Here is a 12833-nt window from a genome sequence, read left to right as displayed (position 1 = left end):
AAAGTATCGGTGCGCCACGACTACTCGCTTAAGTCGCCCGCCAGCCGCTCCAATTCCTCCCGCACCTCACGGTGGGTACCTTCCAGGATCAGCAAGTTCTTTTCCTCGCGGTCGAGCATCTCGTCGAAGCGCCCGAAGTTGGCCTCGATGCGCCGGCGCAGGGTAGCGATGTATGCCTTGAGCTTTTCATCTAGCTCCTCAGCCAGGCGTACCCGCCCCGTCCGGACCTCCTGCTCGAAGCCCTCTACGATGCGACGGCGCTTACCGCGGGTGCTGAATCCGGCAAAAATCACGCCCACGGCCGTCAGGACGCCGCCCGTCACGTCGATCACGGGCAGGGTGCTCAACGCCATCAGGATCACGCCCAGGGCCGCGATGCCCCCGCCGGCTGCCAGGTTGGGCGCGATGTTGTCGCGGTCGGCAAAGAGCGACTCGTCGGTAAAGTTCTCGGTCTTGCCAACAAAGCGATTGAACTGGTCCTGCAGGTCGCGCAGCACGTTCTCGCGCCGTTCGGCGATGCTGCTGAAAATTTCGTGGTCGTTGCTGAGAATGGTTTGGCTGCCGCGGATCTTCAGATCGATGGTCTTGACCATTTGCTGGATGGTTTCCGCAAGGTCCACCACGTTTTCGTTGAGCCGCGCCCGAAGTTTGTCGTTCAGATCGGTTTCCAGGTCGCGCGCCAGATTTTCCAGCCACGTCTTTGCACTGGGGGTGCTGCCAAAGGTGGAGGCCAGGCTGCGTTTGACCAGTCCGAACATACTCAGTCCGCCGCGCAGTTCCTCAAGTTTGTTGCGAGTGATGCCATCGTAGGTAAGCAATAGGTTTTCCACCATCAGGTCAACCTGTTTGTTGCTTTGGGCCACCTGCTCGTCGAGGGTGTTCTGGATATCGCCGCGGAAGGCGGTATCCGCCTCAAACTGCCGGCGTCGGGTCAGGAGGCCGTTGGCAATTTTCTCGTTGATGGTCTGGGCGGTAAGGATGCTGTTGTTCAACTTCAGGCGAGGTGCCCGTCCGCCGGTGATGTTGTTGGCGATGTAGCGCCGCAGTTCCGAGAAGCCGGTATCCTCCTGGCCGAGCTGCTCGTCCCGGGCACTTACGGCGAAGACCTGGGGCTCGGCGATTCCTTCCCGACGGGCTTTTTCCGCTACGCCCTCTAGGTTGACTTCGAGTTCGCGCTCGGTGGCCAGGTCACGTTGCTGCAGGACGAAGATGGTTTTCTTGCGCCAGTCGCCGTGGATATACTGAAAGAAGTCCCAGGCCGATTGCCGGTAGGGGTTCTTGGCCTCAAACACGAAAACGATCAGGTCGCTGGCCGGAATGAACTGCTCGGTGATCTCCTGGTGGTGCTCCACGATGGTGTTGGTGCCCGGCGTATCAACAATGGCGATTTCGCGCAGGATCTCAACGGGGAGGAAGATCTTTTTCAGGTAGGGATTCACCGTTACTTCCCGGCGCTCCTCGCCGTACAGAATCTGCTGAATGGTATCGGTCATGGGTTGCGGAGCGGCTTTGGCAATCTCCTCGCCGGTATCCAGGAGGGCATTGACGAAACTCGACTTTCCGGCCTTGACCTCCCCGACGATCACGAACATGAATGGCTCGAAAATGCGGTTGCGCAGGTCGCTGACGGTCTGGGCCATCTCATCGTGGCCGATCCGGATGGTGAGTTCGTGCAGCCGCTTGATGATCTCCTCAAGACGGGCACGGTCGGCCTGCAGGCCGGCGTCGATTAGGTTAGCCATGGATTAAAGGTAATCGTTTGGGAGAAGCAGCAGTTCGGGGCCCAGACAAAAAAGGCCGTCCAGAACGGATAGCCCCGGCTGGAAGCCGTGGCGATCCTCAAAGACCTGCCGGTAGGGGGGCACGGCTTCCGGGTTGGGCACGGCACCCGCGTCCGCGCCCAAAAAAGTATCGGTGGTACCAACCCGAAGGGAGGTGCCAAGGAGCTGGAGGATGCGATCGGTAAGGGCCAGGTTGTAATCGAACAGGTAGACGGCATGCTGCGCGGCAGTTTCGAGGAGCGGTTCGCCGTAGTGCTCGAAATAAGGAGCCCGCCCGTAGGCGGAGCGGATGGCCTGGGCGTGCTGCCGCTGCCAGTCGGAATGGTGGCTCACGCGCACCTCGCGCACGGGCATTTGCCGGTGCTTGCCGCCGGCCAGGGGAATGGAAAGCAGCAGCGGTCCGTTGGGCCCGGCGATGCGGCACCGGTTGCGCCACCCCCCCTTCTGATAGTTTTCGTGGGCTTCCCAGCGCCAGTCTGCGTGACTTAGAGCAGCCAGGAACCAGGAGAGCGGGGGGAAGTAAGCAGTCGGGGAAGTGAACAAACTGTTAGGCGGCTGGAATGATCGGACGGCCAAACATATGGCATTTCCGCTCGGTTAGGCGGGCATGAGTACATCAGATAAACTAACCGACCGCTACAAAAAGCAAAATCCCCTGACCCAGTACCCGCAGCCGCCATTTCCGCGCCAGCCCCAAGAGCGTCCGGGCTCCGTCAACAAGATGGAACCCGAGCCCGACCACGGCGAGGAAAGCTACGTCGGTTTCGGACGACTGAAAGATCGCAAGGCCCTGATCACCGGAGGCGACTCCGGCATCGGTCGCGCAGCCGCAATTGCTTTCGCCCGCGAAGGAGCCGACGTAGCCATCTGCTACCTGCCCAGCGAAGAACAGAACGCCCAGGAAGTAATCAAACTGATCGAAGCCGAAGGCCGCACCGCCGTGGCTATTCCCGGCGATATCGTGTCCGAGGAATTTTGCCAGGAACTCGTGGCCACGGCCGTGAAGAAACTGGGTGGGCTCGATATTCTGGTCAACAACGCCGGCCGGCAGACCGCCCAGTCGAGCATCGACGACCTGACTACGGAGCAGTTCGACAACACCTTCAAGGTGAATGTCTACGCGCCCTTCTGGATCACGAAAGCCGCCCTGAAACATATGGATGCCGGCTCGTCGATCATTAACACCGCCTCAGTACAATCCTTCGACCCCTCGGCCAGTCTACTCGATTACGCCCAGACCAAAGCTTGCAACGTAGCCTTCACCAAGGCCCTGGCGGCCCAGGTGGCGGAGAAGGGCATCCGCGTCAACGCCGTAGCCCCCGGTCCCTTCTGGACGCCACTGCAATCGTCGGGCGGGCAACCCCAGGACAAGATCGAGAAGTTTGGCTCCACTACCCTGCTGAAGCGGCCCGGCCAGCCGGTGGAACTGGCCCCGATCTACGTACTCCTCGCCTCGCAGGAGGCCAGCTACATCACCGGCGAGGTGATGGGCGCTACCGGTGGAGAGATGCCCTATTAAGCCTTACCTTGGCGGGGCAGTTAAATCCCGCCAATGCGTTTTCGAGTCAGCCTCCTCCTCGCTTTCCTTTCCGCCTTTGTCTACGGCCAGGACAACCCCGCCTACCAACTCTTCAACGAGTCCGGGCGAAAGGTGAAGTTCGGCAAGATGATGAAGGACCTGCAGGAAGCCGATATCATCCTGTTCGGGGAATACCACGACAACCCCATCGCCCACTGGATGGAACAGGAAATTTTGGAGGACCTGGGACGGTACAGCCTTGGCATGGAGATGTTCGAGACGGATGAACAGGCCTACCTCGACGACTTTATGGCCGAGAAGATCACCCTGGAGGAACTGGACAGCCTGACCGGCGGAGTGTGGCCCAACTTCAAAACCGATTACCTGCCCTTGCTTGAAGCCGCCCGCGCCGATAGCAGTCGGGTATTCGCCACCAATACGCCCCGCCGGTTCGCCCGAATGGTGTTCCAGCGGGGCTTCGTGGTGTTACGGTCACTGGATGATGACGAACAGGCCTTCCTGCCGCCCCTGCTACCACCCTACGACCCAGAACTGCCGGGCTACAAATCCATGCGCGTACAGGGTCATGGCTCCGGACCGAGCGGCGAGAATTTCCCCAAAGCCCAGGCCATCAAGGATGCCACCATGGCCTGGTTCATCGTCAAGAACGTGCAGCCCGGCGTACCCTTCGTACACCTCAACGGAAGCTACCACAGCGATAATTTTGAAGGGATCGGCTGGTACTTGCGGCAGTACAAGCCGCAACTCAAGGTGGTAACCATCACCACCCTCGAGCAGCCGGAAGTGGACGAGCTTCGTCCGGAGTTTGTGGGCCGCGCCAATTACACCCTGCTCGTGCCCTCAAATATGACGAAGACCTATTGATCGAGGACGCCGGTCAGTTGAACAGGGCATCGCCAATCAGCAACAGGGCCACAATGCCGGAGAACACGGCGGTAAACAGTACGGCGCCCGCCGCCACGTCCTTCGCCTTGCCAGCCAGCACGTGGTAATCAGGGCTCACAAGGTCGACCACGTATTCCACCGCCGTGTTAAGCGCCTCGGCCGCCAACACCATACCCGAGCACATCAACACCGCCACCCATTTCCAGAGCGGAAAGTCGAGGACCCAACAGATCAGCATCATCCCTAGGAAGGCGAGAATATGGATCTTGGAGGGTGCGTGGTTGACCAACAGGTCATATGCACCACGAAAGGCGTAGCCAAAAGCAGAAAGCCGTCCGCGGGAATAAATGATCAATCGTTTCATACGCCTTACTCAAAGTAGGTTGCCGCGTCCGGTGTTCAGGACTACAGCCAGCCAATACCGCCGCGCAGCAGAATAAAGCCGAGCAGGGCAACCAGCGGGGCAACCCATACGGTCAGTACATAGCGGTAATAGGCCGGGGAGACGCGGCTGGCCTGCACCCACTCCACTACGTAGCTCAGGCACCACACCGCCAGGGCGATGGAACCAATGAGCAGCGCCAGCAGCGTGCCGAAATATTCGTTAACAAGCATCAGGAGCAGGTAGGCGATCAACTGTCCCAGGAGCGCCAGGGCGTAATTCACCGCGGCCGCTCCTCCGTGATCATAGCCCGGGTGGCAACTTGCTGCAGCAGGTGATTGCCTACTGCTTCCCCCTGGTCGACGCCGTATTCGATGGCCGGGCGGTAGTGGATGCCACCATACAGTCGGCTCAGGGCCGCCTCTTCACTCGCAGCCAGAAAGCTGGGGTAGCTCCGGGTTGGCAGGTCATACTCTTCCTCACTGTCGTCGTCAAAGGCGAAGTTGTCGCCGTACAGATCGGTCAGCACCACCGCGCACGCGCGGCTGACCACGGAGTGTCCGCTGGTGTGTTCGGGGAAGGGCGGCGTTTGCAGCAGGGGGCGCCATTCCTGGTCCACGTGACGGTTGATAAAGGTTTCCGGGCGTACGAGCTTGCTGCGGTACTTTTCGTCCCAGCAGCTGATGAAGGCGTCAAACATGGCCATGCTCGTCAGGGCGTAGGTTTCCACCGTCCGCGCGAAGTCGGCGTCGGCCTTGCGGGCCGCGATACCGGCAATATTGATCCAATGACCGCCGGGCGTGATCTTCTTGGTGGCAAACATGAGGTGGCCTACGGTGTGGCTCACGTAGGGATTGCAATCCCAGAATTGGGCAATCGCCTGGCGCTCGGCCGATTCCTGCTTGTCTACCCCGGTATAGACCTTGTAGACTTCCATCACCTCTTTCATCCACTGGCTGCCGGGCTCCAGACTGTAGGCCGTAGGCGGCGGGGGCTGAAACTGATTGGCGCTATCTAGGGCGAAGGGCCGGATCTTCATCCAGCTGGGCTCAATACCGTCCATGTAATCGGGCGGCGTGGGCTGCCACTTGCTCTCGTCGTCGGTGATGGAATACTTGGGGAAGGTGCGCGTCTGCTTGTACATGTCGCCGTCGTACCAGGCGATCACGTGATCAGCTACTTCTTCTCCGTAAGCAACCGATGCGTCAAACACTTCCGCGGGCATACCGATCTCGCGGATTTCGGCCATCAACTGTGTCTTGAATTCATCCATGCGATCTTCGCTGAAGATCAGGCTTTTGCCCACCTTGAGCTGGGCCGATATGGAGGCCAAAGGGTAGGAAATTTCCGTATTGGCGGGGGGCGCGGGCGCGGGTTCCAGGTGGGGAATCTGGCCGGCCAGGCTGCGCAGGTTGGGATCACCGGCGGCCAGCGCTTCGTAGCCGGCGATGCTGGAATACGAATATATTCTACTCGCTACCGGTGGTGAAAAGATATCGTGGACGATCACGTCCGTGAGTTGCTTTACCGAGCGGTGAAAGTATTCGGGGTTGGCAACCTCCTCCTGGTAGTTGGGATTAACATCTTCCCCGCAGGCAGTCAGCAGCCCGCAGAGGGTCAAAAGGCAGAAAAATCGGGACATAAATTGCATTGCGTGCACGGTTTTGGAGGTAAGCGTGGGTGGCACGTCTGTTCGTTGGGCAAAACAAAATTACAACGTTTTTGGCCAAACTTTCGCTTCCTTCCCGCGGCTGGGCACCTGCCCGACCAAGCTAGGGGCAAAACCCGGGTGCTTTTTGTTGGACAAAATTCTCCAAAAGGGCCACGTAGGCTTGCGGACGCCAAACGACGTTGTGGGCGTGCCAGGCTCCCCATTCGAGCGCGTGGTAGGTTAGCAGGTCCGAACGAATGCGTTCGGCAATACGGTCGGATTGCTCGGGGGCGGTCAGGGTATCGGCCCGGGAGTGGAAGAGTAATACAGGCACCGCGATCTTATCGGCCGCTTCCACCGGACTCGCGGAAGCGTAGGGTACGCCGCCTCGGAAATTGACCCACTGGAAGGTACCAGGTGAGAGGACGGAGAGGATGGGGCCATATTCACGCACCCCGCGTTCCGTAATCGCCGAATGCCAGTCGGCAAAAGGGCTTTCCGCCACCACGAAGGCGAGATTCGTGGTCCCTTCCGCGGCGGCCAGTAGTACGGTGGCCGCGCCCCAGCTCTCGCCGAGCCACGCGATGCGGTCGCCGGGCAAGCCCGTCTCCGCACCGAACCAGGCGTGGGCGGCCAGCAGGTCCTTCGCCTCGTTGACCCCGCCACTGGCGTAGGCCTCGTCGCTCTCCCCGAAACCGCGGTGGTCGTATAGTAGTAGATCACAACCGCAGCGGTCGAAGTAGGGCGTGTATTTGATCATGCTCATGCGGTTGTCGTTGTAACCGTGGGCCATAATTATCCCACACCTACTGCTGTCCTGCCGGTACAACCAGCCCCGCTGCGTGAGTCCGCCTACCGGACTGGTGATGTTGACCTCCTCCGGCGGGGGCAGGGCGGCGCGCAGGCTGTCCAGGTTGAGCCCCCAGCGCTCGGTACCGATGCGGTACGATTCTTCCAGGCTCCGGTTGGGGGTGTCGAGTACACGCTCGCTTATGAGGTAAGTGATCACGAGGTAAACCAGCAATAGCGCAGCGAGGGCGACAAGGACTTTCTTCATACCTGGCACCGAAATTACGAAGCCCCACGTTAGCCGTGGACCCAACCGAAGGTCCGCCCCCGCTCACCGGACAGATGTTATCTTCGCCGCTCAATCGCCCCATGCCTACACTCGAACAGAAACATCGCCTTCAGTCGATTATCCAGCTGGTGCTGGCCGTCGCGCTGCTGGTGGTAATCAATGTGCTAGCTAATGCCCGTCTGGGCGGTATGCGGCTGTATGGCGCGATCGACCTTACGGAGGACAAGCGGTTCACCCTCACGGAGTCTACCCGCGAACAGTTGTCTGCCCTCCCGGAGCCGGTCTACGTCCGCATCCTGTTGGAAGGTGACCTGCCGGCCAGCTACCAGCGGCTGCGTACCGCGGTGGCCGAAACGCTGGAAGACTTCACGGCATACACCGACCGGTTGGAGTACGAATTCGTGGACCCCCTGGTCGGAGACCCCGAGGAAGTCCGCCAGCGTCAGGAGGATATGTTGAAGGACGGCATAGTGCCCATGACCGACTATCAGCAGTCGGCCGGAGAACGCACCACCCGGGCCATTTACCCGTACGCACTCATCTACTACGGAGACCGGCAGCGGATCGTCCCCCTCCTGGAAACGGCGCGGCCGGACGTGGCGATCGAGCAACAACTGAATCAGGCGGAGAGCCTTCTGGAATACAACTTTACCTCGGCCATTGAAAGCCTCACGGACGATGACAAGCCCGTAATCGGGTTTACGCTCGGCAACGGAGAGCTGGGCGCCCTGCAGTTTGCCGACCTCGTGGCGGAACTGCGGAAGGATTACGAGGTCGGCCCGGTCTACCTGGACAGTTTCGCCACCCTGCCGGCGGATATCGACCTGCTTATCATAGCCAAGCCTACAGTCCCATTCACCGACTTCCAGGCCTTCAAGCTCGACCAGTACGTCATGAACGGCGGCAAGGTGATCTGGGCGATCGACGCCGTCGCGATGGACTACGACAGCCTGCGCGCCACCGGCGAGGCGTATCCCGAAAGTCGCACGACGGGGTTGGAGGACCTCTTTTTTAAATACGGCTTCCGGCTGGGCAACCAACTGGTGCTGGACCTGGTCAACACCCCCATACCCATTGCTACAAACCAGGGTCAGAGCGGCCCGAAATTTACGCTGGTCCCCTTCCCCTACCATGTGCTGGCGCTCCCGGAGGCGGACAACCCCATCGTCCAGAACATCGACGCCGTCGACATGCGCTACCCCACCCTTATCGAACTGGTGGGCGACAACGACCGCGTGCGCGAAACGGTATTGCTGGCGAGCAGCGACCGCAGTCGGCGCCAGCGGCTTCCCTCCCCTATTGATCTGGACGCGCAGAAGTTCAGCGTCGATTTGGACCGCTTCAACGAGGAGGACCTTCCCCTGGCCGTGCTCCTGGAAGGCACCTTTGAAAGCCCCTACGCAAACCGCCTGAGTCGGGACAACGAACAGTTGCTGCGCTCCAGCGGTCTCGACTACCGCGCGGAATCCGTGCCCACCGGCATGATCGTGATCAGCGACGGGGACGTACTGGCCAACAGCGTCAACAGTCGCGGCGAGGTGGGCTATCTGGGGGTAAACCCCTTCACCAAGATCCCCTACGCCAACAAGACCTTCATGCTCAACGCCGTAGAGTACCTGCTCAATCCCGATGGCGTCATAACCAGTCGCGGCAAGCAGGTAAAACTACGGCTCCTGGACCGCGAGGAGGCCGTTGCCCGCGCCGGGTACTGGCGCGCCATCAACCTCTTCCTGCCGCTAATCGCCCTGGCCCTTTTCGGTTGGGTATTCAACTACCTCCGCCGCCGGCGCTACACCACAAGCTGACAAAATGAACCGTACCCTGCTGCTGCTTGCTTTGGTGCTGCTCCTGGGGGGCGTGGCCTGGTTCGCTACCCGTTCGTCGGCCACGCCAGTTGATGGTTCCGCCGAGCGGACATTCGGCTATCCAGACACCGATCGGATCCACCGGATCTTCATCGCCGATCGGGAGGGCAATCAGGCTACCCTGGAGCGCGGCGGCCCGACCGGTTGGCGCTATAATGGCCATCCCGCCAACGAAAATGCCATGAAGAACCTGCTGCAGGCGGTAGGCCAGGTGTCGGTGCAGCGGCTGCCCACCAGCAAGGAAATTCCGAACCTCATTCGCAACCTCGCCGGCGGGGGCATCCTGGTTCAGCTCTTCGACCAGGATGGTAATAAGCTGCGGGGCTACTACGTCGGCGGCGGCACCAACGGCGAACTGGGTACCGCCGCAATCACCGAAGGCAGCGACAATCCCTACGTCGTGCACCTGCCCATGTGGAGCGGCAACTTACGTCACCGCTTTAACCTGCGCGGTGACGAATGGCGCTCGAAAGTACTGTACGCCGTGGACCCCGACCGGGTGGAATATCTCAGCATCGAATACCCCCGGCAGCAGGACAAAGGCTTCCGGCTGCAGCGGGGCCCCGACGATGAATTTCAACTTTATCCCCATCAGGCCAGCCGGCAGGCACCGCGCCCGGTGGCCGCGGGCATCGCCGAGGGCGTCCTGAGCCGGTACGAAAACTATTACATCTCGCGTTACGAGAACAGCGACACCGCCAGCATTGCCGCGGCCCACAGCCGGCTACCGTTTGCCATCATCCGCCTCAAGGAGGCGGGCAAGTCCGAACAGACCGTGAAGGTTTTCCCCCGCTACCGCTTCCCCGATTCCCCGGACCAAACCCTGGAGGCCTATACGGCGCTGATCAACGACGACCGCGACTGGGCCCTGCTAGCCGTGGAAACAACCCAACCCCTGCTGATCGGCTATGATTCGTTTTAGGCATGCCCTGATCGCCCTCTCTGCCGTCCTGATTCTGGGCGGCTCCGTGATCGGAGCGGCCTCCGTTGCCGGGGCCGGTCCACCGTGGGGATTCTTCGGGCACCGGCGCATCAATCGGCTGGCCGTCTTCACCCTCCCGGTCGAGATGATGCCCTTTTTCCGGGCCAATGTAGACTACCTGGCCGAGCACGCCGTAGATCCCGACAAGCGCCGGTACGCCAACGATTACGAGGCCGTGCGCCACTACATTGATCTGGACCACTGGGGGCAGTACCCCTTTGCCGAACTGCCCAGGAAGTACGCCGACGCCCGCGTGTGGCAGGGACGCCTGCTGGACATCGACTCCCCGGGCGACACCACCGTGTGGTACCTGGATACCTTGCTGCCAAACGACGATATTTTGCTCCTGCGCACCGCCGCCCGGACCGTCGATCTGAAGTATTCCGACTACCGGCGGCTGTGGTACGGGGATCTGGAGAGCGTAAGTCGCGATTCCGTACTGACGGCCGGCGTGCCCCTTACCGGAGACCGGGTCGTGCTGGAGGATGGCCTATCGCCCTACGGCATCCTTCCCTACCATTTGGTGCGTTTTCACCGCCGGTTGACGGAGGCCTTCGTGGACGGGCAGGCCGACCGAATCCTGCAACTGGCCGCCGAGATGGGGCATTACGTGGGTGATGCGCACGTTCCGCTGCACACGACGGAGAACTACAACGGACAACTGACGGGTCAGACGGGCATCCATGCCTTCTGGGAGAGCCGATTACCGGAACTTTTTGCGGATGCCGAGTACGACTATTTCGTGGGCCCGGCAGATTACATCGCCGATCCGGAAACCTTTTATTGGGACATCGTACTGGACAGTCACCGGCTGGTCGACAGCATACTGCAAACCGAACGGCGGTTGAGGGCAACCTACCCGGAGGACCGGCAACTGTGCCACGAGGAAAGGCTCGGCCAGGTGGTACGCACCCCTTGTACCGAATACGCAAGGGCCTGGTCCAGGGCCATGAACGGCATGGTAGAGGAACGGTTCCGGGCGGCCGTTCGGGCGGTGGGTTCGGTCTGGTACTCCTGCTGGGTGGATGCCGGTCAGCCGGTATTGCCGGACGCCGTCGAATTGCCCATCGCCACCGTGCTCATCGATAGCCTTCCGGTTCAGGTAGATCAGGCCAATCATCGGCACCATGAATAGGGGCTACTGGCTTGCAGCCGCCGTGCTCCTGCTGCTGACCGCCAACTTCTCGGTGGGCTACCACCAGGCAGACGAGCACTTCCAGATCCTGGAATATGCGGCTTACAAACTGGGGCTCGCGGACGCGCAGGACCTGCCTTGGGAATGGCATGACCGGATGCGGCCGGCCCTGCAGCCCTTTTTGGCCTACCTGGCCTACCTACTGGTCGGATGGGGGGACCACGCCAACCCCTTCACCGTGGCCCTGCTCCTGCGACTGCTCTCGGCCGCCTTCACCCTGGCCGTTGCCTTCGCCGTGTTTCGCCGTTACCAAACAGCCTTCCCGCCGCCCCTGGGTTGGATATTCGGCCTTACCGTTCTCTTCCATTGGTTTGCCTACTACAACGGGGTGCGGTTCTCCAGCGAGAACTGGTCGGGGCTGGCGGCCGTGGCCGGTTTCCTTTCCTACCCCCTCTACTTGACCCGCCGGGAGGCCACACTGACTCCCGACGGCGGCCGCAGCGCCCTGATTGCGGGAATGTGGTTTGGCCTGGCCTTTCTGATCCGCTACCAGATCGCTTTGCTGGTAGTGGGGTTTGGGCTGTGGCTGCTGGTCGTGCACCGGGAGAAATTACGCAACCTCCTCTTGCTAGTGGCGGGCGGCTTGGGTACACTGGCCGTTTGCTACCCCCTCTCCTACTGGCTATACGGAGAGTGGTCCCTGCCGGCCTGGAATTACTTCGCAGCCAACCTGATCGAAGGCAAGGCGGCCACCTACGGTACCCGCCCCTGGTACGCCTACGTGGAGCTGGTTTTCCTGCGGGGTATACCGCCGCTGAGCCTTCTTTATCTGGCCGGATTTGGTACCTTCTGTTATTCCTACCGGCGGGATCCGGTGGCGTGGATGGGTCTGGCCTTCGTAGTGGCTCATTCGCTGCTGGCCCGGAAAGATATCCGCTTTCTTTACCCCCTGACTCCGCTGTTACCCGTTTACCTGGTAGGCGCCCTGGCTGCTTTCCTGCCGTGGGTCGCGGACCGGTGGCACCGCAAATGGTGGCGGGTAGCGGCCTCGCTGATGGCCATTATCAATATACTGTTGCTGATCTACGTGATCAGTCGGCCGGCGGCAGCGGAAATTGCCCCGCTGAAAGACCTCTATGAAACTTACCCTGAGGGAGTAGTGCTCACCGGGCCGCAGTCGCGGATTGTCAAGGCGGAGGGCGCGATCGCCCGCTATTATCACCGCCCGGCAACCGTAGTGGATACGACGGGGCTACCGGCCTCCAATTCCGCCTTAATGCCAGTCGGTCCCCGCCCCCTGATATGGGTTGACCGAACGCGCGACCTGCCGCAGCCCCCGGCCGGCAGCAAGCTGGTGTACACCGATCGACCCAAATGGCTGGATGCCCTGGACGTGGACCTGGGACAGAAGTGGTATTACCTCTATGCCGTGTACCCGCACGGCAGGGAAAAAGTCGCGAACTAGATCTGTTCTACCCACTGCCCCTAGTCCCCGTCCGGCTTTCTATATTTGCGCCCTATGACCGCTTACTCT

Annotated in this window: 12 protein-coding genes; 6 read left to right on the top strand and 6 right to left on the bottom strand. The window is 60.9% G+C overall.

Annotated features, from left to right (window positions below; all coding sequences use genetic code 11):
• Positions 1–20 precede the first annotated feature (20 nt).
• Positions 21–1742, bottom strand: a complete 1722-nt coding sequence (locus E4021_RS01620; RefSeq protein WP_136456148.1) for a dynamin family protein — start codon at positions 1740–1742, stop codon at positions 21–23.
• 3 nt (positions 1743–1745) lie between these two features.
• The gene (locus E4021_RS01615; RefSeq protein WP_168797418.1) at positions 1746–2324 is read right to left on the bottom strand and encodes a WbqC family protein; all 579 of its coding nucleotides are present in this window, start codon (positions 2322–2324) and stop codon (positions 1746–1748) included.
• A 64-nt stretch (positions 2325–2388) separates the two neighbouring features.
• Between E4021_RS01615 and E4021_RS01610 the strand changes: the two genes are divergently transcribed.
• Together E4021_RS01610 and E4021_RS01605 are read left to right on the top strand one after the other, a co-directional pair.
• Positions 2389–3300, top strand: coding sequence for an SDR family oxidoreductase (locus E4021_RS01610; protein ID WP_136456146.1), 912 nt, complete (start codon positions 2389–2391; stop codon positions 3298–3300).
• A gap of 33 nt (positions 3301–3333) precedes the next feature.
• Positions 3334–4185, top strand: coding sequence for a ChaN family lipoprotein (locus E4021_RS01605; protein ID WP_136456145.1), 852 nt, complete (start codon positions 3334–3336; stop codon positions 4183–4185).
• 13 nt (positions 4186–4198) lie between these two features.
• Here E4021_RS01605 and E4021_RS01600 read toward each other — a convergent pair whose 3' ends face one another.
• From E4021_RS01600 to E4021_RS01585, 4 genes are all read right to left on the bottom strand, one after another.
• A complete protein-coding gene (locus E4021_RS01600) occupies positions 4199–4570 on the bottom strand; it encodes a diacylglycerol kinase family protein (RefSeq protein ID WP_136456144.1) in 372 nt (123 codons plus the stop codon).
• Positions 4571–4611: 41 nt separating this feature from the next.
• Complete coding sequence (locus E4021_RS01595; RefSeq protein ID WP_136456143.1) at positions 4612–4872, bottom strand: hypothetical protein; 261 nt, start codon at positions 4870–4872, stop codon at positions 4612–4614.
• Entirely contained in the window at positions 4869–6230 is a 1362-nt protein-coding gene (locus E4021_RS01590; RefSeq protein WP_136456142.1) for a vanadium-dependent haloperoxidase, read from the bottom strand. The genes E4021_RS01595 and E4021_RS01590 overlap by 4 nt, the downstream gene beginning before the upstream one ends.
• A 130-nt stretch (positions 6231–6360) precedes the next feature.
• Positions 6361–7296: an alpha/beta hydrolase gene (locus E4021_RS01585; RefSeq protein WP_136456141.1), complete on the bottom strand. Its 936-nt coding sequence runs from the start codon at positions 7294–7296 to the stop codon at positions 6361–6363.
• A gap of 101 nt (positions 7297–7397) precedes the next feature.
• Here E4021_RS01585 and gldG point away from each other — a divergent pair, with 101 nt between their 5' ends.
• From gldG to E4021_RS01565, 4 genes are read left to right on the top strand one after another with little or no spacing between them, the layout of a single operon-like run.
• Positions 7398–9122, top strand: a complete 1725-nt coding sequence (gene gldG, locus E4021_RS01580) for a gliding motility-associated ABC transporter substrate-binding protein GldG (RefSeq protein ID WP_168797417.1) — start codon at positions 7398–7400, stop codon at positions 9120–9122.
• Between the two features lie 4 nt (positions 9123–9126).
• Positions 9127–10104 (top strand): hypothetical protein, encoded by a 978-nt coding sequence (locus E4021_RS01575; RefSeq protein ID WP_136456139.1) that lies wholly within the window; start codon positions 9127–9129, stop codon positions 10102–10104.
• Entirely contained in the window at positions 10091–11299 is a 1209-nt protein-coding gene (locus tag E4021_RS01570; RefSeq protein WP_136456138.1) for a zinc dependent phospholipase C family protein, read from the top strand. The genes E4021_RS01575 and E4021_RS01570 overlap by 14 nt, the downstream gene beginning before the upstream one ends.
• Complete coding sequence (locus E4021_RS01565; protein WP_136456137.1) at positions 11292–12764, top strand: glycosyltransferase family protein; 1473 nt, start codon at positions 11292–11294, stop codon at positions 12762–12764. The genes E4021_RS01570 and E4021_RS01565 overlap by 8 nt, the downstream gene beginning before the upstream one ends.
• The last annotated feature ends 69 nt before the right edge of the window (positions 12765–12833 follow it).

Source organism: Neolewinella litorea (assembly GCF_004803465.1).
Classification (GTDB): Bacteria; Bacteroidota; Bacteroidia; order Chitinophagales; family Saprospiraceae; genus Neolewinella; species Neolewinella litorea.
The sequence above is the reverse complement of the archived record's forward strand: the minus strand, read 5'-3'. Positions and strand labels throughout refer to the sequence as shown.

Coding starts and splice junctions, on each gene's coding strand:
- E4021_RS01620 (WP_136456148.1), bottom strand. CDS start 1,742: ATGGCTAACCTAATCGACGCCGGCCTGCAGGCCGACCGTGCCCGTCTT.
- E4021_RS01610 (WP_136456146.1), top strand. CDS start 2,389: ATGAGTACATCAGATAAACTAACCGACCGCTACAAAAAGCAAAATCCC.
- E4021_RS01605 (WP_136456145.1), top strand. CDS start 3,334: ATGCGTTTTCGAGTCAGCCTCCTCCTCGCTTTCCTTTCCGCCTTTGTC.
- E4021_RS01600 (WP_136456144.1), bottom strand. CDS start 4,570: ATGAAACGATTGATCATTTATTCCCGCGGACGGCTTTCTGCTTTTGGC.
- E4021_RS01590 (WP_136456142.1), bottom strand. CDS start 6,230: ATGTCCCGATTTTTCTGCCTTTTGACCCTCTGCGGGCTGCTGACTGCC.
- E4021_RS01585 (WP_136456141.1), bottom strand. CDS start 7,296: ATGAAGAAAGTCCTTGTCGCCCTCGCTGCGCTATTGCTGGTTTACCTC.
- gldG (WP_168797417.1), top strand. CDS start 7,398: ATGCCTACACTCGAACAGAAACATCGCCTTCAGTCGATTATCCAGCTG.
- E4021_RS01575 (WP_136456139.1), top strand. CDS start 9,127: ATGAACCGTACCCTGCTGCTGCTTGCTTTGGTGCTGCTCCTGGGGGGC.
- E4021_RS01570 (WP_136456138.1), top strand. CDS start 10,091: ATGATTCGTTTTAGGCATGCCCTGATCGCCCTCTCTGCCGTCCTGATT.
- E4021_RS01565 (WP_136456137.1), top strand. CDS start 11,292: ATGAATAGGGGCTACTGGCTTGCAGCCGCCGTGCTCCTGCTGCTGACC.